This is a genomic window from Tumidithrix helvetica PCC 7403 (assembly GCF_965232925.1).
GTDB lineage: Bacteria > Cyanobacteriota > Cyanobacteriia > Pseudanabaenales > Pseudanabaenaceae > Tumidithrix > Tumidithrix helvetica.
In genome coordinates, this window is record NZ_CBDDRA010000038.1 from 22,274 (window position 1) to 43,203 (window position 20,930).

Annotated in this window: 15 protein-coding genes; 12 read left to right on the plus strand and 3 right to left on the minus strand. The window is 47.6% G+C overall.

What is annotated here, in order from left to right:
- The first annotated feature begins 22 nt into the window (after positions 1 to 22).
- Positions 23 to 2,179: a tetratricopeptide repeat protein gene (locus ACP2WE_RS23605; RefSeq protein ID WP_425217973.1), complete on the plus strand. Its 2,157-nt coding sequence runs from the start codon at positions 23 to 25 to the stop codon at positions 2,177 to 2,179.
- Between the two features lie 52 nt (positions 2,180 to 2,231).
- On the opposite strand, the gene ACP2WE_RS23610 is transcribed toward ACP2WE_RS23605, so the two are convergent.
- Together ACP2WE_RS23610 and ACP2WE_RS23615 are read right to left on the minus strand one after the other, a co-directional pair.
- Complete coding sequence (locus ACP2WE_RS23610; RefSeq protein ID WP_425217974.1) at positions 2,232 to 3,092, minus strand: putative RNA methyltransferase; 861 nt, start codon at positions 3,090 to 3,092, stop codon at positions 2,232 to 2,234.
- 105 nt (positions 3,093 to 3,197) lie between these two features.
- Complete coding sequence (locus ACP2WE_RS23615) at positions 3,198 to 3,767, minus strand: PadR family transcriptional regulator (protein ID WP_425217975.1); 570 nt, start codon at positions 3,765 to 3,767, stop codon at positions 3,198 to 3,200.
- Positions 3,768 to 3,892: 125 nt separating this feature from the next.
- On the opposite strand from ACP2WE_RS23615, the gene ACP2WE_RS23620 reads away from it, so the two are divergent.
- From ACP2WE_RS23620 to ACP2WE_RS23660, 9 genes are all read left to right on the plus strand, one after another.
- Positions 3,893 to 4,741 carry an SDR family NAD(P)-dependent oxidoreductase gene (locus ACP2WE_RS23620; RefSeq protein ID WP_425217976.1) on the plus strand — a complete coding sequence of 283 codons (849 nt, stop codon included), beginning with the start codon at positions 3,893 to 3,895 and terminating at the stop codon, positions 4,739 to 4,741.
- A gap of 1 nt (position 4,742) precedes the next feature.
- Positions 4,743 to 5,915: an ABC exporter membrane fusion protein gene (locus ACP2WE_RS23625; protein WP_425217977.1), complete on the plus strand. Its 1,173-nt coding sequence runs from the start codon at positions 4,743 to 4,745 to the stop codon at positions 5,913 to 5,915.
- A 130-nt stretch (positions 5,916 to 6,045) separates the two neighbouring features.
- Positions 6,046 to 7,239: an ABC transporter permease DevC gene (devC, locus tag ACP2WE_RS23630; protein WP_425217978.1), complete on the plus strand. Its 1,194-nt coding sequence runs from the start codon at positions 6,046 to 6,048 to the stop codon at positions 7,237 to 7,239.
- 9 nt (positions 7,240 to 7,248) lie between these two features.
- Positions 7,249 to 7,995, plus strand: a complete 747-nt coding sequence (locus ACP2WE_RS23635) for a DevA family ABC transporter ATP-binding protein (RefSeq protein WP_425217979.1) — start codon at positions 7,249 to 7,251, stop codon at positions 7,993 to 7,995.
- A 185-nt stretch (positions 7,996 to 8,180) separates the two neighbouring features.
- The gene (locus ACP2WE_RS23640; RefSeq protein ID WP_425217980.1) at positions 8,181 to 9,773 is read left to right on the plus strand and encodes an AAA-like domain-containing protein; all 1,593 of its coding nucleotides are present in this window, start codon (positions 8,181 to 8,183) and stop codon (positions 9,771 to 9,773) included.
- 6 nt (positions 9,774 to 9,779) lie between these two features.
- The gene (locus ACP2WE_RS23645; RefSeq protein ID WP_425217981.1) at positions 9,780 to 13,379 is read left to right on the plus strand and encodes a WD40 domain-containing protein; all 3,600 of its coding nucleotides are present in this window, start codon (positions 9,780 to 9,782) and stop codon (positions 13,377 to 13,379) included.
- Between the two features lie 82 nt (positions 13,380 to 13,461).
- On the plus strand, positions 13,462 to 13,722 hold the full coding sequence (locus ACP2WE_RS23650) for a ribbon-helix-helix domain-containing protein (protein ID WP_425217982.1): 261 nt from the start codon (positions 13,462 to 13,464) through the stop codon (positions 13,720 to 13,722).
- Positions 13,723 to 13,777: 55 nt separating this feature from the next.
- Positions 13,778 to 13,912: a hypothetical protein gene (locus tag ACP2WE_RS23655; RefSeq protein ID WP_425217983.1), complete on the plus strand. Its 135-nt coding sequence runs from the start codon at positions 13,778 to 13,780 to the stop codon at positions 13,910 to 13,912.
- 60 nt (positions 13,913 to 13,972) lie between these two features.
- Positions 13,973 to 14,392: a hypothetical protein gene (locus tag ACP2WE_RS23660; protein ID WP_425217984.1), complete on the plus strand. Its 420-nt coding sequence runs from the start codon at positions 13,973 to 13,975 to the stop codon at positions 14,390 to 14,392.
- A gap of 171 nt (positions 14,393 to 14,563) precedes the next feature.
- Here ACP2WE_RS23660 and ACP2WE_RS23665 read toward each other — a convergent pair whose 3' ends face one another.
- Positions 14,564 to 16,339, minus strand: coding sequence for a SulP family inorganic anion transporter (locus ACP2WE_RS23665; RefSeq protein ID WP_425217985.1), 1,776 nt, complete (start codon positions 16,337 to 16,339; stop codon positions 14,564 to 14,566).
- Positions 16,340 to 16,666: 327 nt separating this feature from the next.
- On the opposite strand from ACP2WE_RS23665, the gene ACP2WE_RS23670 reads away from it, so the two are divergent.
- Together ACP2WE_RS23670 and ACP2WE_RS23675 are read left to right on the plus strand one after the other, a co-directional pair.
- Complete coding sequence (locus ACP2WE_RS23670; RefSeq protein ID WP_425217986.1) at positions 16,667 to 17,878, plus strand: DNA/RNA non-specific endonuclease; 1,212 nt, start codon at positions 16,667 to 16,669, stop codon at positions 17,876 to 17,878.
- Between the two features lie 280 nt (positions 17,879 to 18,158).
- Positions 18,159 to 20,426, plus strand: coding sequence for an FdhF/YdeP family oxidoreductase (locus ACP2WE_RS23675; protein ID WP_425217987.1), 2,268 nt, complete (start codon positions 18,159 to 18,161; stop codon positions 20,424 to 20,426).
- The last annotated feature ends 504 nt before the right edge of the window (positions 20,427 to 20,930 follow it).

A 20,930-nucleotide genomic window follows, 5' to 3' on the forward strand; every position in this document is an offset into this window, starting at 1 on the left:
TATCCTAATTGAGTGCTACAGATTGAGCGTTATTGAAAGTTTGGCGATCGCCTCACAAAACCTAGAATATAACCCTATGGTGACTAGAATTTTTCTTTGCGATGAGCAAGTTGAGCCCGAAATCAGAGATTTTCTCGCTGAAGCGATCGAGGATATTGCCGAGGGGGAGCAATATATCATCACTTGGAACTGTGCCAATATTCAAACCGTTAAAGTTGGCGACAGGGCATACTTTAAGCGCATTGGTAGCAGCCTTCAGGGCTATTTTGCCAGCGGTCAGGTCGTACCTGCCGATCGCGAATATCAACTAAGACTCAAATCGCCGCGCTACCGAGAACTGAGCGAGGCCTATGACATCGATTCCGCGCCCAATAGCTTTCGGGTGTGGATTGCGATCGATGCTTGCGTCAGCTTTGACGAGCCACTAAGAATTGATAAACTGCGCCAACTACCCCAATTTGAGGGTCTGCCCCTCGAACCTCAAACCGAGGCAGGTGTATTTCGCGAAGAATATACGCGCTTGCTCGATCGCGAATGGGATCGATTTTCTCTACAAGCGGCAAAAAAACGCAAGGGCATCAGGATCGTCGATGTATTTTATCGCTGGGGGCTTGAAGATAGCCAACAGGGATTTACCGAAGATGCGATCGATTCCTTTACCCAAGCGATCAAATCTAGATCTAACTTCGTGCGTGCCTACATTGGGCGTGGCGATGTTTACTTTGGCTTAAAAGAATATAAAGAAGCGATCGTTGACTATACCCAAGCGGTTTCGTTTCGTCCTGACAAGGCAAAAGATGCTTATTACAAGCGCGGTCTCGCCTATTTCAAGTTAGGGCAATATGAAAAGGCGATCGCCGACCATTCCCAAGCGATCGAAATCGACGCAGGCTATACAGATGCTCTGTTTGCCCTCGGCAATACCTTTTTTAAACTCAAGAGTTTTGAGCAAGCGATCTCAAACTACAGCCGTTATTTAGAAATCGATCCCAGCCAAGAGCAGGTGTGGTTCCGACGCGGGCGGGCGAATTTTATTCTTAAGGAATATCCAGATGCTGTGCGGGATTTTGGCGAAGCGATCGCGCTCAAGTCTGACTTTGCCGATGCCTATTATTTCCGTGGTTTAGCCCATTCCCAACCCGAACTCAAGGATGACAATGCTGCCAAAACAAATCTGCGTAAAGCAGCCAAGCTTTATAAGGAACAGGGCAAACTCGATAATTATCAAAAAGCGAAGGTCCTAATCGAAACCCTTGCCGAAGAATCTGAAGCCGAACCCACGACAAAATTACTTACCGAGAAACCCGATTCGTCGAATCTATCGCCCGAGCAAAACTCCCATCAAACCAATGGATTAAACGAGGCAAAGCGAATTGCTTTAGATTTCTCTACGCCCGATCGCGAGCGCGCCAACCTGCCCCATGAAGTCCCAGAGAGGCAACCCCTATCCGCTAGAGAGTCGCGAGAATATCGATCCGAATTCACGCCTGAAGCAGAGCCCAAGCTTGAGTATCGGCAAGATTTCCATCCTGCGGATGAAACAAGGGAACCAGAGCAACGGTTTTCCGAGCGGACTCCATCCCAAGTACCTGTAGTGCAGGACGACGTGGAATCCTCGCCTCAGATCGTGATCCAAAAAGAGATTGAAACTGTTGAGGTTATCGTTGAAAAGATTGTTGAAGTAGAAAAAATTGTTGAAGTTGAAAGAGTTGTAGAAAAAACTGTCGAAGTCGAGAAAATTGTTGAAAGAGTTGTAGAGCAGCCCGTTGAAAAGATTGTGGTTGTGCCCTTAGGTGAATATAACTTCGCCGATCGAACCGCGATCATTACCGTGACTTCGCAATATATTCTTGACGGCTGGCAAGTGCGATCGGTCGAGAGAGCCGAATCAATCTACGATCTGGAATGCACCAAAGAAGATTTGCGCGAGGATGTCTCGATCAAGAGCTTCTCCTTAAATTCCGATCGCCAGATCTCCTTTACGATTACCTGTACGGAAATAGAAGCGGCGAAAACCAATCCCAATTTCGTACTTTGGGCGGTGAGTAAAGAGTTTGATTTTTCCTTGCATCAGTTTACCCACCACCGCTGGACTGGCGCAGAAATTCTGGCTAAATTCGATCTCGAAGCGATCGCGTTTCTAACGAAACAAAAGCAAGAACAGATGGAACCCATGTAGGGGCACTGCTTCTGCTTAGGCTCCCAATGCCTAGCATAGAAAGATTGCCGATTTAAGCCACTACAAGAATGCGGAAGTTGACATCGACCGTAAATGCGAGTTGCTTAAGTTGAGCCAGAGCAGTTTTGCCTGATTGGGGGCTGCGGAAGTAATGAGGGGTCATAGCGAACAAATCTTGAATATCTTCCGATCTGGATACTTCCGATCGATAGGACAGATTGTAACGATCCACTAGGTTAAAGCCTTCTGCTTCAGTCGATGCGATCGCGGGTGATATTTTTTCCCTTAATTCGGAATAAATCACTTGACGCATCTCAATCAGGTGATTTACACCAGGATCGACCAGAATAATTTTCCCCCTTGGCTTGAGGATATGACGAAAGTCTTCAAAACTTGGAAACCCAAACGCGCAAACGATCAAATCAATCGACCTTGCAAGAAATGGCGGACGACGGTTACTGCCTACAATCCAAGTAATTTCTCGACTGCGTTTGGCGGCTGACTGAATCGCCCATTTAGAAATATCTAGCCCGATCAAGACGGCCTCTGAGTTCCATGTTGCAGCTTTTTTGCCCATCCAATCCAGATAATAGCCTTCGCCACAGCCCGCATCAAGAATCGTAACCCGTTCCGCACAAGGGATATGTGCTAGATGCTTTTTTGTCAAATCGGCGATCGCATGGGCAATGGGTTCGTAGCACCCAGTACTCAGAAACCTTGTGCGTGCAGCCACCATCTCTTTGGTATCGCCTGGGTCTCGGGATGCTTTATGTTGGACGACGAGCAGATTTAGATAGCCCTGACGGGCTTTATCAAAGTTATGCCCTTTCGGACAGGTCAAACTATGTTCGTGGGGCGTGAGTGCAGAACCATCAATGGGACAAACAAGATTATTTGCGAATACCAATTTCATCACTCAGCGATCGCTCTAAACAGGAAAGAATCCTATTCTATCCGCAATTGTCCCTTTGCCTACATCTAAAGAAATTGACTTGACTCCTTCGCTTTGCCAGCTCTTTTATTGGGACAAGTCTGTTTTACTCGCTTTAATTTCCCTTTCAATTGCTTGCAGGGCTTCGTCACACCATGCCACCCAATCTTCCTGATAGCGAATGGCACGACGAATGACTAGGTGCATATAGAGATCTTTGAGTTCCAGCGATTCTAAATGGTTGGCAAAGTGTTCGTCTAGCTTTTTGACCTGCTGCGCCATGTCGGCATGGAGCTGTCGTCTTCGTTCGATTTCGCGGACGATCGCTTGATGGGGCACGAGATGTCCCGCCAATCCCATAACGCCGAGATCTTCGCGAATCGCAGTGGGTTCCATGGGTTTGGTCAGCCAATCGGTGAGTTCTTGTTTGCCGCGATCGGTAATGGAATAGATTTTCTTGTCTAGGCGTCCTGGTTGGGGAATTGCCTCATAGGTGACGTCACCTTGCTGTTCTAATTTGGTGAGTTCGGCATAAACCTGTTGCTGGCTGGCTTTCCAAAAGCATCCCCCAAACCCTTCAGCAAATTCTTTGGCAACTTCATAGCCGCTCAGCGGTTGCCGCGATAGAAAGGCGAGAATGGTGTGCTTGAGAGCCATAGACTTGCGTTTTTAAAATATAGAACTTAAAAAATACGGACTAAAAATTGCTTGACGAATTGAATTGTTTCAGTGTACCTTATTTTTTGTACTCAAAAACTTGAATACAAAAAATATAATTTGCAATGGGCAACAGAAATTCGGCAGCAAGATGCCAGAGGCGGTTGTATGACCGCTATGGCTCATGGGCAGTGGTTACGGGTGCTTCGTCTGGCATTGGTCGTGCGATCGCATTTAGGTTGGCTGAGGCAGGGCTAAATCTGGTGCTGGTGGCGCGGAGCCAAGCGGCGCTAGAGGGGATGGCGGAGGATTTGACTGCGCAGCATGGGATTGACGTTGAGGTTGTGAGACTCGACTTAGCATTCGAGACAGCAGTTGAAACCCTCGCTGCTACTACTCGCAATTTGGATGTCGGTTTGCTGGTGGCAGCAGCTGGTTTTGGCACATCGGGGCAGTTTCTCCACTCCCGGCTGGAGCAAGAGATGGAAATGCTCAATGTGAACTGCCGATCGCTTTTGGGCTTGAGTTGGCACTTCGGGCGGCGGTTCGCAGAACGCGGTCGTGGTGGCATCGTTCTGATGAGTTCGATTGTGGGGTTCCAAGGAATGCCCTTTGCTGCTCACTACGCTGCCACGAAAGCCTACGTGCAGACCCTTGCCGAGGCACTATACGTGGAGCTTGCGCCCTTGGGGGTGGATGCGATCGCTTCCGCTCCAGGCCCAACCAATAGCGGTTTCGCCAATCGTGCGGGGATGCAGATGGGCAAGGCGCTGAGTCCAGACGAAGTCGCTGAGGCAACCTTGAAGGCTCTGGGTCACCAGTCCACCGTGCTACCAGGATTTTTATCAAAGCTACTTGCCTATTCGCTGGCACTGTTGCCTCGGTGGGCGAGGGTAAGAATTATGGGCGGCGTCATGCACGGCATGACGAAGCATCAACAAGGAAAAAACTTGGGTGTGGCGAGGGTTGAATAGCATGAGCCTGACATGGACAAAAAATCGCTACTTCTCGCTGGCATTTATAGCGATCGCCTCTTTGAGCGTCGGTGCGATTGGCTATGTCGCGATCGGCAATCGTGCAACAACACCGCCGATCTCCCAAACTCCCCCTAAAGTAGAGTCGGTTTCTGCTTTGGGGCGATTAGAACCCGATGGTGAAGTGATTCAGGTATTCGCTCCCACTTCCTTAGATGGGGCGAGGGTTGAGAGTCTCAAAGTGACTCACGGGCAGCAGATTAGCAAGGGTGAAGCGATCGCACTTTTGGATACTTACGCCCGTAGGGAAGCAGCGTTTCGCGAGGCACAGGAGCAGGTTACCGTAGCATTATCTCGCCTGCGGCAAGTGGAAGCAGGTGCGAAGTCAGGGCAAATTCGAGCGCAGGCAAGGGTGGTCGATCGCCTCCAGATCGAATTGCAAACGGAAACGGCGACACAAGAGGCAGCGATCGCGCGTTTAGAAGCAGAACTTCGCAATGCAGAGCTAGAAGGTCAGCGGTATCAATATCTCCAGACCGAGGGAGCTGTTTCTGCTTCCTTGCGCGATAGCAAACGATTAACCGCAGATACCGCCCAGCAAAGATTGCAGGAGGCACAGGCCGAACTGAGTCGAATTCGCCGATCGCGGCAGCAGCAGGTGGCAGAAGCCCAAGCGACACTCGAGCAAGTTGCGGAGGTGCGTCCTGTGGATGTGGATGTTGCCAAAGCACAGGTGGCACAGGCAGAGGCAAGTCTAACAAGGGCAAAAGCCGAACTGGATCTGGCGATCGTGCGATCGCCACAGGATGGACAGGTTCTCAAAATTCATACCCGCGCGGGAGAACTCGTCGGTAGTAAAGGTGTGATTAGCTTGGGACAAACCCAGCGCATGGTGGCAGTCGCAGAAGTTTATGAGTTGGATATCAGTCGCATTCGGATCGGACAGTCAGCGATCGTCACCAGTAAGAACAATGCCTTTCCCGATCTACTGCGGGGCAAGGTTGTAGAAGTGGGGTTGGAGATTAACAAGAAAGATGTCCTGAATACCGATCCTGCGGCGCAATTTGATGCGCGGGTTGTGGAAGTGAAAGTGCTTTTGGATGAAGCATCTAGCCGTAAGGTATCGGGGCTAACCAATCTCAGCATTCAGGTAGCGATCGATGTCCAGTCTTGAGGAAGGTCACCATGACATATAAGCTGCTCGAATCTATAGCAATCCTAAATAAATTGTAATTAATTTGTAGCGCAGGCATCTTGCCTGCAAGAGCTAGAAGCCATGTTCACAAATAATTAAGGATCGCTGTATGAAAGAAAAGATTGAGAAGAGAGGAACTGGCCAGAAAAAGAAAAAGCCGCTGTTTCTCTCTTGGTTGCAATTACGGAAGGAACGAGCTAGGTTGCTGGTGGCGATCGCTGGGATTAGCTTTGCCGATCTGTTGATGTTTCTACAAATGGGCTTTCGTGGCGCTTTGTTTAGCAGTGCTGTGGAGTTCCATCAAAGTTTAAATGGCGAAATTGTACTCTTAAGTAGCCGATCGCGATCGCTCATTTCCCTAGACAGGTTTACCGAAAGAAGACTCTATACCGCCGCAGGTGTCACAGGAGTGGAATCCGTCAGCCCGATTTATCTCAATTTCATTCAATGGCGCAATCCCTACAGCAAGGAGATTTGGGACATCTATGCCATTGGCATCAACCCCGAACATCACGTCATGAGTTTAGCTGGTGTGCAAGCTAATCGAGCTCGCTTGAGGGAACCCGACACAGCCCTATTTAATGCCAACTCCCGCAGCGAATTCGGCGGGATCGCCCAACACCTTCAGGCAGGAGAACCCGTCACGACAGAAATTAACGAACGTCAAGTTCAGATCGGGGGACTGTTTCGGCTCAGCCCCACCTTTGGCATCAATGCCTATCTGATTACCAGCGACATCAATTTCCTGCGTATGGCTCCCTTCCGTCAAAAGGGGCTGATTGATGTAGGTGTGGTTAAGCTCAAACCAGATGCGGATGTACAAAGGGTTCTGGCAGAGTTGCGATCGCGCCTGCCCAATGATGTCAAGGTCATGACCAAAGAAGAATATATTCAAGCTGAAGTTGCTTTTTGGAATGCCAGTACGCCGATTGGCTACACTTTCGATTTAGGAGTGGTAATTGCTTTTATCGTCGGGGCTGTGATTGTCTATCAAATTCTCTATAGCGATGTCACCGACCATTTGCCAGAATACGCCACGCTCAAGGCAATGGGGTTTCGCGATCGCTATTTACTGATTGTGGTCTTCCAAGAATCCTTGATCTTAGCGGTATTGGGTTTTCTCCCGGGCACAGCGATCGCCTTAGGTGTTTATCAGGTTACGAAGATTGCCACATCCCTACCGATGGCGATGGATCTTGGACGAATTGTGTTTGTCTTCCTTCTTACTGCAATCATGTGTTCTGCTTCTGCTGCGTTGGCAGTGCGCAAGTTGCAGACTGCCGACCCTGCCGATATTTTCTAGGAGCCGCCTATGTTTCCATCTCACGCGCTAGAAATCCCCGAATCTATCCATACATCCTCTGAACCTGTAATCTCGATTACCGATCTCAATCATTACTACGGGCAGGGTTCGCTGCGCAAACAGGTGTTATTTGAGATTAACCTGCAAATTCAGCGGGGCGAAATCATAATTATGACGGGACCATCGGGTTCTGGTAAAACTACGCTGCTAACGCTGATGGGCAGTTTGCGATCGCCTCAGATAGGCAGTTTATCCATTCTCGGGCAGGAATTGCTCAACGCTAGTCGCGAACAGATGACCTTGGCGCGTCGCAATATTGGTTATATCTTTCAAGCCCACAACCTCTTGAACTTTCTCACGGTTTATCAGAATGTCGAAATGGCTTTAGAAATCCACGATATCACCGAAACAGAGGCAGACGATCGCATTCGGCATGTCTTAACAGCAGTAGGTCTAGCCCATCGAATGGATTACTATCCCAGCGATCTGTCAGGCGGACAGAAACAAAGGGTGGCGATCGCTCGCGCCCTCGTCAGCCAACCCAAGATTATTCTGGCGGATGAGCCCACCGCTGCTCTCGACAAGAAATCAGGACGCGATGTGGTGGAAATTATGGAGAAACTGGCGAGAGAACAGGGTTGTACGATCCTACTCGTAACCCACGACAATCGCATTCTCGACCTCGCCGATCGCATCATTTATATGGAAGATGGATATTTGGTGGATCGCTCTGATAGCGAAGCGATCATAAAGTAGTAGTCCCAAAAAGGCAAAGCCCCGAAGTATCTAGGCAGTTTAGGCATTATATAGAGATTAGGCGATATGATGCTACAAAGTCTGAATCTGAAAAATTTGAGTATACTTCGGCTTTTTTAGCCTTGGCATCATAACGTAGGGGTAGAGCTAGTAACAGCTACTTTTAAGCTGTTGGTTTGAAATGTATGGCAACTAAAAAAATCTTGATTTTGGCAGCTAATCCCCTAGATACAGTGAGGTTGCGGCTGGATAAAGAGGTGGAAGAAATTCGCACGACATTGGAGCGATCGGCAAATCGCGATCGCTTTGTTATTGAGTCACGCGGCGCAATACGCCCTCAAGATTTACAGTCGTACTTATTCAACCTTAAACCGCAGATCGTACATTTTTCAGGGCATGGTGGCGGTGAGCAGGGTTTAGCTTTTGAGAATGAGGATGGCGGGGTAAAGCTGGTCAGTACGCAGGCTCTAGCGAATTTGTTTAAGCTGTTTGCCAATCAAATCCAATGTGTGGTGCTTAATGCTTGCTATGCAGAGGTGCAGGCTGAGGCGATCGCGCAGCATATTCCCTATGTGGTCGGCATGAATCAGGCGATCGGTGATGAGGCGGCACGGAAGTTTGCGGAGGGGTTTTATCGGGCGATTTGGGACGATCGCTCGATTGAGGATGCCTTTGCGTCAGGAGTGAATGCGATCGCTTTAGAAAGTATTCCTGAAGAATTTACGCCTGTATTACTAAAGCGCGATCGCAGTTTGCCAAAGCTTAATCGTAATACTGATATTTCGGTGGTGGCAAATAATGGCTACTTTTATATCGTGCGATCGCGGTTAGAGCAGCGCTGTTATGAGGAGGTGGTGAAGGCAGGGACTTTGATCAGAATTAAATCGCCCGAACGCATGGGGAAATCGATGATGATGGGGCGAGTCTTGGAATATGCCACCCAGCAGGGATATCGCACGGCGGCGATCGATTTGCGCGAGGCGAATAAGGAAATATTTGCGGATATTAACAAGTTTTTGCAATGGTTCTGTGCCTATGTTGGTGACTGCTTGGAGATCGAGCAGCGTCCTGAGGATGCTTGGAAAGGATTTTTGGGCGCAAATACTAATTGCACGAAGTATGTCGAAAAGTTCTTTTTAAATAGTGCGGATTCGCCTTTGGTGATTGCGATCGATAATTTTGATTGCGTGTTTAGATATCCCGATATTGAGGCTGATTTTTGCGGTTTGTTGCGCGGTTGGTTTGAGAAGGTGAATACCAGTAAAGTCTGGGGTAAGTTGCGGCAAATGATTGTTTATTCGCAAGAGTCCTATGCTGCCCACAATATTAATCAATCACCGTTTAATGTGGGATTGCCAATCGAGCTAGGTGAACTAGAAGCTCCAGAAGTACTAGCTTTAGCCAATGCCTATGGGTTACCTTGGGCTGAGTTAGAAACTTCTCAAATGATGGATACGATCGGCGGGCATCCCTATTTAGTGCAGAAGGCGATCGATCGCATTGCTCATGAGGATATTGGGCTTGAGGAGTTGGTGCGCACTGCGCCGACGGAAGAGGGAATTTTTGGGGATTATCTCAATGAGAGGTTGCAGCAGTTGGAGGCGAATCCCGAACTGGTGGCGGCGATGCTTAAGGTTGTCAATACTGATGGTGCAACCAGATTGGGATCGAAGGAGGCGTTTAAACTGGACAGTATGGGATTGATTAAACGGCAAGGTAACGATATTGTAACTCGATGCAATTTATATCGCTTATATTTTAAGGATAGGTTGAGCTAGTAGGTTATGCCATCAGAATTACCCAATGAGCCATTAGCTAGTACTTCGGTCTACCGCGTGGGTGGTAGTTTGCCTGTGGATGCGCCAACCTATGTGGAGCGACAGGCGGATCGGGAGCTGTACGATCGCCTGAAAGCGGGGGAATGCTGTTATGTGTTTAATTCGCGGCAGATGGGGAAGTCGAGCTTGCGGGTGCGGACGATTCAGAAGTTAGAGAGGGATGGGATACGTTGTGCGACGCTCGATCCGCAGACGATCGGCACGCAGCTAGATCAATCGCAGTGGTATGCCAGCGTAATTAGCAGCCTTGTGGAGAGTTTTGGGTTAGAGGATCGCTTCGATCTAGAAACTTGGTGGGAAGCGCGACCTTTGCTGTCACCCGTGCGCTGTCTGAATGATTTTATTTCTAAAGTTCTTTTAGTTGAGATTTCGCAGCCGATTGTAATCTTTGTGGAAGAGATTGATAACCTGCTCAACCTGAAGGATGAGATGGCGGATGACTTTTTTATGTTAATTCGCTCTTTTTATGAAAGTCGCGATCAGGACTCGAAGTTCAATCGGTTATCCTTTGCTTTTGTTGGTGTGACTACGCCTAGAGAGTTGATTCGCGGACATAATCACTCGGCTTTTAATATTGGTGTGGCGATCTCGATGGAGGGCTTCCAGTTGGAGGAGGTGCAGCCCTTAGCGATCGGTTTAGAGGGGAAGGTGAGCGATCCATCGGCAGTGATGGTGGAGGTGTTGAATTGGACGGGGGGACAGCCTTTTTTGACGCAGAAGTTGTTGAGTTTGGTGATTGGTGAGTTAGAGCATGGGAACGATCTATCTGGGAAGGATATTGCGGAGTGGCTTGCGGAAGTTGTGCGGGTGCGAATCATTGATAATTGGGAAGCACAGGATGTGCCGCAACATTTAAAGACGTTGCAGGATCGGATGTTGCGGATCGATGAGCGAGGGAGGGGGCGGTTGTTGGGGTTGTACCAGCAGGTTTTGGGAGATGCCCCCCTAGCCCCCCAATTCTGGGGGGAACAAGAGGAAGGTTCTCAGCCCCCTTTTGCAAGGAAGGGAGGGGGGATCTCTTCGGGAGGTGTGAGTGAAGATCCCTCCCAGTCCCCCTTATCGAGGGGGGGAGAAGAAAAGTCTCAGCCCCTGTTTGTAAGGGTGGGAGGGGGGATCGCGGCTGATGATAGTGATGAGCAGATTCAATTGCGGTTGACGGGGTTGGTGGTGAGGCGGGGGAATAGGCTGACGGTTTACAATCCTATTTATGCGGCAGTATTTAATCAGCCTTGGGTGGAGCGGACTTTAGCGGATTTGCGTCCCGCTCTTTATGCGGAGGCTTTGAGTCAGTGGAAGGAGAGTGCCGAGCAGAAAGAGTCATTTTTGTTGCGGGGGCAGGCGCTAGAGGATGCGGAGAATTGGGCGAAAGGGAAGCAGCTAAGTAAGGAAGACGATCGCTTTTTGAGTGATAGTCGGGAGATGGAGAGAGTAGAGAGTAGCCGCAAGTTTGAGGCAGAACAGCAAGCAAGGGAAATCGCCGAAGAAAAAGCAATTATTTTAGGAGAAGCAAAATTAAAAGCCGATCGGAGGGTTTTTGTTGGTTCGGGAATTTTGGCGGTGACGCTTTTGTTGGCAGCAGTGGCGGGGGGATGGGCGACTAAGTTTGTGAATGAAGCGAATGTCAAGGTTGCGGATACTCAGAAAGAGGCTTTGGCTAATTCGAAAAAGGCGGGTGAAGATTTGCGATCGGTAAAAACTGAGGCTGATGCGATCGCGAAAAGGGCGGATGAGATTAAACAACAGGCGGCAAAGACTGAGGCTGAGGCGAGACAAAGTATTAAGGAAGCATTAACTAAGAAAGAAGAAGCGGATCGGAATGTGGAAGAAGCCCAAAAAAATCTAGAAGCGGCTAAGGCTGATGCGGAGAAGGTATCACAAGAGTCGGCTGAGAAGGTGGCGGCGGCGCAGGCGAAAATTGCGGATGCGGAAGGGAAGGTCACGATTGCTTTAGCGGAGCAGGCAAAGGCGGCAAAGGCTGTGAAGGTGGCAAATGAGGATATTCAAATTGCTGATGCAAGGATAAAGAGTCTCGATGCTATGGGCGACTTTAAGGACGAGCTAGTATTTGATGCTTTGATCAGGGCAGTTAGCGCGGGACGGAAACTCAAGGACTTAGGCTTAGATCCTGCAATCTGGAAAAGAGACGAGAAAAATACGCAAATGCTGGTGATGGCTAATTTGTCGCGGTTTGTCTATGGAGTCCAAGAAAAAAATCGCTTTGTCCATAGCGCTATTGTCATTAGCGTAGCCTTTAGTCCCGATGGCAAGACGATTGCTACAGGAAGTTGGGACAACACCGTCAAATTGTGGAATCTCGAAGGTAAAGAAATCCAATCCTTCAAAGGGCATAGCGGTAGTGTCATTAGCGTAGCCTTTAGTCCCGATGGTAAGACGATTGCCACAGGAAGTGGAGACAACACCGTCAAATTGTGGAATCTCGAACGTAAAGAAATCCAAGCCTTGAAGGGGCATAGCGCTAGTGTCATTAGCGTAGCCTTTAGTCCCGATGGCAAGACCATTGCTACAGGAAGTGCGGACAAAATCGTCAAATTGTGGAATCTCGAAGGTAAAGAAATCCAATCCTTCAAAGGGCATAGAGCTAGTGTCAGTAGCGTAGCCTTTAGTCCCGATGGCAAGACGATTGCTACAGGAAGTTGGGACAACACCGTCAAATTGTGGAATCTCGAAGGTAAAGAAATCCAATCCTTCAAAGGGCATAGCGGTAGTGTCAGTAGCGTAGCCTTTAGTCCCGATGGTAAGACGATTGCCACAGGAAGTGGAGACAAAACCGTCAAATTGTGGAATCTCGAAGGTAAAGAAATCCAATCCTTCAAAGGGCATAGCGGTAGTGTCAGTAGCGTAGCCTTTAGTCCCGATGGTAAGACGATTGCCACAGGAAGTGGAGACAAAACCGTCAAATTGTGGAATCTCGAAGGTAAAGAAATCCAATCCTTCAAAGGGCATAGCGGTAGTGTCAGTAGCGTAGCCTTTAGTCCCGATGGCAAGACGATTGCTATTGCTGCAGTAAATGCGGACAACACCGTCAAATTGTGGAATCTCGAAGGTAAAGAAATCCAATCCTTCAAAGGGCATAGCGATAGTGTCTTGAGCGTAGCCTTTAGCCCCGATGGCAAGACGATTGCTACAGGAAGTTGGGACAACACCGTCAAATTGTGGAATCTCGAAGGTAAAGAAATCCAATCCTTCAAAGGGCATAGCGAGCTTGTTTATAGTGTTGCTTTTAGTCCCGATGGCAAGACGATTGCTTCAGGGAGTATGGACAACACTGTCAAATTGTGGAATCTCGAAGGTAAAGAAATCCAATCCTTCAAAGGGCATAGCGCTAGTGTCATTAGCGTAGCCTTTAGTCCCGATGGTAAGACGATTGCCACAGGAAGTGGAGACAAAACCGTCAAATTGTGGAATTTAAATCTTGATGACCTGATAGCAAAGGGTTGCGCGTGGTTGCACGACTATCTCGTTAATAATCCCAATGCCACCGATGACGATCGCCAAATGTGTGGCATTCCTCCAAGGCAAAAGTAAAAAGGTAAAAGGGAAAAATAGGGATAATGTTTATTATTTTCTCGTTAGATATAATCGATATAACAATCGCATTAACTAACCTATGCCTATCACCCTCCAACCCGAACAAGAGCAATTCATTCAAACCCAGCTTGCCACAGGGCGCTACACCAACGCCACTGAAGTAATTGCCGAAGCATTGCAACTTCTAGAAAAACGCAACCATTACGTTAGCTTGCGTGGCGGAGCCAATCGCTGGGTCGAAGAACTCGGCAACAAAATCGACATAGCCGCCGCAGAACTCGATCGCGGAGAAGGCGTTGATGGTGAAACAGCTATTAATCATCTTCTATCGCGTCATTGATGAAGACATAGAAATTATGCGAGTGATTGAGGCGATCGGAATCTAGAAGCCATATTTGAAGAAAATCCTTAGTTCCTTTCCAAACGTCAAGGATTCTCTAGGCTTAGATACAAAGGGTTTAGTATTTGAGCGATCGCAATTTTTGGTGATGAATTTAGCGATCGCTGTTTTATCTACAAGGCTCTATTGACTTTTTGACTTAGCGATCGGCAATATCGCTAATATAGATTAAGCTATCACTAAAAAAATTATGCAAAAACTGACATTAGAGCTACCTGAGCCACTTTTTCAACAGTTGACTCGCATTGCCGAGCAAACTGCTCAACCTTTAGAATCGTTGGCTTTACAGAGTATTACAGGTAATCTGCCACCCTCAGTCGATAACTTGCCATTAGAAATGCAAGCTGAGTTATCGAAAATGCAATTATTAAATGTCAATCAATTATTAGAAATTGCCCATAGTCAAGTCTCAGAAATACATTGCGATCGTCACCAGTATTTGCTTGAGAAAAACCAACAGTCTGAACTTTCAGAAATAGAATATCAAGAACTCCAAGATTTAGGAAAAACAGTCGATCGGATGATGTTAACCAAAGCTCATGCATGGGCAATCTTACGGTGGCGCGGATATCCAATTCCAACCCTAGATGAGTTGCCACCAGAAGCATAATGTCATCTATCCCAAAGTCTATTCGCCAACAAGTTATTTCTGAAGCATCGCATTGCTGTGAGTACTGTCTCACCTCTAGTCGGCTAATCGGTATGCCATTAGCGATCGATCATATTATTCCAAAATCGTTTTTTCGTTCCGCAGCGTTCGCACTTTGGTTCATGTAGGTTGCTATAGTTCGTCCCAATCGCGCCATTCCACTTGCTGTACCTCTAAATAGCGATCGACGGCTTGACCAATGGTCGGGAAAAAATTCTCAGTGCCCAACTTGCTAAACAAACCATAACGTTTCAGCCGATCTTTAACGGGCCCTTTCATCTCAGCAAAACACAGCTCGATGCCCACATCTTGCAAGGTTCGATCTAGATCGGCGATCGCATCGGCTGCGGTGACATCAATATCGGTTACAGGTTCTGCCGCCACGACCACCCATTTGCTTGGGGTTGGCGCATCGGCAACCGATCGCATGACTTGATAGTTAAAGGTTTCGGCATTGGCAAAAAATAAAGGGGCATCCCAACGAAAAAGCACTAACCCAGGAATCCGTCTTGCTTCGGGATGTCTAACAATATCGTGATAGCCTTTGAGTCCATCTACCCGACCGAGTACCGCATAATAGGGTCGCCACGCACTCCAAACAAACGCCAGCAAAGCCAGCCCCACCGCAATAAAAATTCCTTGAATTACCCCCAATAAAGCGACCCCCAAAAAGCAGACAATCGATAGAAAAAACTCAAACCGACGCAGTTGATAAAGGCGCAAAACATTGGAAATTTCCACGATCGCAAAAGTTGCGGAGATCACCACTGCACCGAGGGCAGCGTGGGGCAGGTCTTGCAGCAACATTGGCACAAAAAATAGCAACAAAGCAATACATAATGCTCCCACCACACCCGTAATTTGGGTTTTGGCTCCCGCTGACTCCGCCACGGGCGTACGCGATGCACTGCTGCTGACCGAAAAACCTTGGAAACATCCCGTCGCAATATTCACAATGCCCAAAGCAATTAGTTCCTGGTTGCGATCGACTTTATAGCCACCCCTTAGAGCAAAGGTACGCGATAGCACGCTCATATCGGCAAAAGAGACTAAAGCGATCGCTACAGCACTCGACAATAAAACATTGAAGTCACTCGGCGTAATCTGGGGAATTTGAAAGGTCGGCAAACCCTGAGGCAATATCCCGACAACCGAAATATTTTTAGTCGTTGCTAGCCCAAAGCTCGAAGTAATCAAAGTTGCACCGATCGCGGCAACCAAGACACCTGAGATTTTAGGGAAAAATCGCTTAAATCCCAAGATCGTCGCTAGGCATGATATGCCAATCGCCAATGCCGTCCAATTGGTTTTTCCTGCGAGAATCCCTTGCACCAGTTCGTTCAATTCTTGTAAGAGGCTATTCCCATGCACAGAGAAACCAAATAATTTGGGTAATTGCCCGATAAATACAGTCAAGGCAATCCCATTCAGATAACCATAGCGAATGGGTTTCGATAGTAATTCCGTAATAAATCCAAACTTAGCAATTCCCGCAAAAATACAGAGGAATCCCGATAAAATCGCCAACATTCCCGCGATCGCTACGGTACGGTTCGTATCGCCATGGGATAGTGGCAGTACCGTGGCAGCAATCAGGGCAATCAATGCGGAGTCAGGGCCTAGCACCAAAATCCGACTGGGACCAAAGATGGCATAGGCGATTAAAGGAACGATTGTGGCATATAGACCATAAATAGCGGGTAACCCTGCGGCTTCGGCATAGCCCATGCCAGCGGGGATGAGAATTGCCGTAAGCACCAATCCCGCACTAATATCTCGAAATAGCCATTGGGGCTGATAACTGCGCAGCACCGTGAGAATGGGAAACCAACGAACGAACCCGTAGGGATAGGGGGAAGGGTTAAAGGGATTATTTGTGGGAGGGGGAGAAGGTAAAGGATCTGTCAAGAATCTGCCTCGGTAACTAGCTGTTGCTGAGGTTTTTCTCGTTCCCCAACAGAATTAGTCTACTTGACACTTGACACACCATGAAAGGAAGGTTCTAAAACATTGCAGTTATAGCTTTACGGGCTTTCAATGTCAAATGTACCCATTGAAGTAATACCATTTTCAAAAGATAATGCGTCGCATTATCTTTTGAAAGACCGCGCTCCGCGCGGTCTCAAATCGAGATTTGTTGCAAATCTAAGTAAAATTGGTATAAATTGAAATTGGTATTAGGCTGAATACATCATTCTTAACACAGCCAAATTCTTAATACACCCAATAAAGTTAATGGCTAATAAGAACAGCGCTGCAATTTGGGCAACGTCAGCCGTTTTAGGGGGCTCGCTATGCTTAATTGCTTTACATGCTGGTTCTCAATTTTTTAAGCAACCCGCCAGCGTACATTTGACCATGGGAAATCCCAGTGGGGCTACGACCGATCGCCAAAATATCGACAACTATCTGATGCTAAAGCAGGGATATGCGGTGTCTTACAGTCGCCATCGGGGGACACCCAACTGGGCAAGTTGGCAGCTTAATTCGTCGTGGCTAGGCGCAGCCGAGCGTTCTAATGCTTGGCGTAACGATGGTGGCTTGCCTCCTGGCACAGTTCAAATCATGCCAGACGATTATGCAAAAAGTGTCTACAATCGCGGACATATGGTGCCTTCGGCAGATCGTACGAAGAACAATTCACTCAATGCCGAAACCTTTTTAATGACCAACATCATTCCGCAAGCTCCAAAAAACAACCAAGGTGCGTGGAACGATCTAGAAACCTATACGAGAGAACTTGCTAAAGAGGGGAAAGAACTCTACGTCATGGCTGGCGTAATCGGAGAGAAAGAAGCGATCGCGAATGGAAAGGCGATCGCGCCTCAGCACGTTTGGAAAGTGATTGTCATCCTCGATCGTGTCGGCTCAAATTCAGGCGATGTTGGTTTCAATACAAGGGTAATTGCCGTCAATATGCCCAATGAAAACAGAATTTCTCAGGATTGGAAACAGTACGTTACCAGTATCGATCGCATTGAAGATGAGACAGGTTACGATCTGCTCTCAGAAGTTCCCTTTTTCGTGCAATTGGCGATCGAAGCAAGGGTCGATGGTACGGATAGACTGGAAATCGGTTATCGCACGATTGCTAGCCTTCTCATTCCTTGCTCGATCGCGGGTGGGTTAGGGATATTCACATACAAACTGCTGCGCCGATCGTCAATAAGGCAAACAAAACAACAAACAAAACAACCACAAAAGCGGCTCAAGCCTTCACCAAACCGCGATCGCGATCGCGCCCCCATTCCCCAAAGCAAGGCTTTAACAACTTTTCATCGCTTAGAGCAGGATGCCCAAAAAACGCCTCCCTCAGCCCACTCTGCAATCGATGTGAATCACGAACGAGACCTCGACACCGAGTTGGAATTCCTTAAGTCTCAACTTTCAGATGGCGAGCGAACTCCTCCACAGTCAACAGATGAGGCTGGGGATGGCACTAAATAGACATGGTATTTCATCTTCTCATTGCTCTCCCACCCTATAAACCTGTTCTAACGACTCCGTCATAGAGTTCATAGCGACCATAACCATCTGGATACCAATCCAGAAATTCATGAAGGGTTATGCCTTTAGGTACAGTTTGGAACATAAAAAGGGTGCTTCCTGTTTACCTACAATGGCTACTATCTTAGCAAGCAAGTGAGTATTGTGGGGGCTATGCTAAAAAAGTGGGGTGTAATTTAAACAGCAGATATACTCAAAGATATCTGTATCCATCAAGTTTATGTCCGACGAAAACGCAGAAAACACCCAATATCCTGCCCAGAAGCCAACTGTAGGTGGCGGACTACCCGTGCTTTCCTATTGGGCAGAAAAAACCTTGCAACCTAAAGGCGCACTGCTATGGCAGACCTTGATGCATAAAAGTGCCTGTTTATCTTGTGCTTGGGGAACTGGTGGACAAAAAGGAGGCTTTCGCAATGAGGATGAGGAACTCTTACAACGCTGCGCCAAAAGTGTAGAAGCGATCGCTTCAGAATTAATGGAGCCGATTCCGACCCATTTCTTTGCTCGTTCCAGTCTTGAGGAACTGCAACTGCTTAACTCAATGGAAGCCGACCAACTCGGTCGTTTGAGCTTTCCTGTAATTAAACGTGCAAACGCTTCGCACTTCGAGCGCATCTCATGGGACGAAGTGTATGAAATTGTCGAGGCAGCATTTCGCAAATCCCCCGATCGCATTGCTTCCTATAGCTCTGGTCGCTCTTCTAACGAAGCTGCTTTTTTACTGCAACTGATGATGCGGGCAAGGGGTTCAAATAATTTAGCGGATTGTTCCGACCTCTGCCATGCGCCTTCCACGGTAGGTTTGAAGCAAATGTTTGGCTCGGGTACTTCGATGGTCAGTCTTGCTGACCTCAAAAAGAGCGACTGTGTGGTACTTATAGGTTCCAATGCCCCCGCCAACCATCCACGCCTGATGAACGAACTGATTCAACTACGCGATCGCGGTGGCAAGGTAATCGTCGTCAATCCCTTAATGGAGGTTGGTTTAGTTAAGTTTGCCTCACCTGCCTACCCGATCGAATCCCTTCTCACAGGCTCTGAAATTGCCTCACACTATCTACAGCCAATCTCAGGCAGCGATGTCGCACTATTTGTAGGAATCCAGAAGTCTTTACTAGAGAAGGGTTTCGTCCAATATGATTATCTGCGGCAATACACAGAGGGCTGGGAAGCAGTCATCGAGCAGGCTAGAACAACAGATTGGGAAGAGATTACAAACACCTGTGGTATTTCCCAGCCAGAAATAGAAATTGCCGCTCAGATGATCGGCACTTCGCAGGGGGTGGTGTTTGCTTGGGCAATGGGAGTTACCCAACATGCCAATGCTGTGGATAATATCTTTAGCATCGCCAATACGGCTCTGCTCACAGGCAATGCTGGCAAGGAAGGTGCGGGTACAATGCCAATTCGCGGACATTCCAACGTGCAGGGTTTTGGCTCGATGGGTGTGACGATTCAGCTCAAACAAGAGATTCAGGAGGCTTTGGAGAAAGTCCTGCAACGCCCTCTCAGTCGCAAGTTGGGCTACGACACTCGCGCTCTGATTGAAGCCAGCGATCGCGATCTGATCGACACATTGCTCTGCTTGGGTGGAAATCTCTATGGGGCAAATCCTGACTCTGGGCAAGCAAAACGCGCCTTGTCGAAAATTGAGACGATTATCTATGTTTCCACCAAACCCAATTTGGGGCATTTTCACGGACTCGCCAAGCAGAATACTCTGATCGTCCCTGTATTCGCTCGATTTGAGAACCCCCATAAAACCACCACCGAATCTGGCAATAATTTTGTCCGCTTCAATGAAGAAGGTACTTCCCATCTTCAGCAAAGAGAAGATACAGACTTGATTTCAGAAGTGGAGTTTCTCACGGAAATCGCCGATCGCATTCACAAAGATACGCCTGTAAATTGGCGATCGCTGCAAGATACAAAGTATATTCGTCAATTGATTGCTCGGACGATTCCAGGCTATGCCAAAATCGGTGAAATTGACGACACCAAAAGAGAATTTACGATTGACGGTAGAATCTTCCATCAGCCTGAATTTGGCACGCCCACGCGGAAGGCACAGATGTTTGCGACGCCAATACCCAAACTCACCCTGCCAAGTCTAGATGAATTTGGATTGCCTCATACTACAAAGGGAATTGTATTAGCGCTAGGGACGGGGCGCAGTTATGGTCAGCATAATACGGTCGTGTACAAGCAGGGCGATTATTATCGGGGAATGCCTCACCGCAACTGTATTTTGATCAATGCCATGGATGCTCAATCTGCGAATTTCCACGAGCATCAGCGCGTCACTGTGCAGGGAAATGAAGGTAGACTAGAGCAGGTCGAGATTATCTACGGGCAGATTCGCCAAGGCTCGGCATTGATGTTCTATCCAGAGGTGAATGCGATTTTTAGCGTTCCCATTGACGATCGCTGCGGTACGCCGGCTTTTAAGCGCGTTCCTGTGGCTGTGTATGCCAAAGAAGATTAATATCATACCGTTAGTTCACTTTTCGCTGTAACTTTAGCGAAGCGATCGCTGGAATCGAATTATAGATTTTTCTATAAGTAAATCATAAGAAATATATTGAGGAAAATTTACAATTTCTATACATTCTTATGTATCTTTAATTTATGCGCTGTTTCAACTTTTCCAAAATGACAAAACCTATTTAGAGCTAGTTTAAGGATTGAAAATAATTTATCTTTTTCCTTTTAGACGTAATTTCTAATATTTGAATTTAGTTAAAAGCAACAGAAAGAAAGCTAGAGACTTTTATTTTCCATTCAGTCATTGAATGGGGTTTCTATAACATTTCTATTTGATCTATGAGAGGTTCTTTCTTCTGTGTAGACCTGTAGGGGCAATTTATGAATGGGAGCATCTCAATTAGGCACTGAGCAAATATACTTAGGGGCATAGAAATAACCGTTGAGGTAAGCACAACGATGCTTCAAGACTTGAGCAACATTGTGACGGTTCCATTGAGCACCA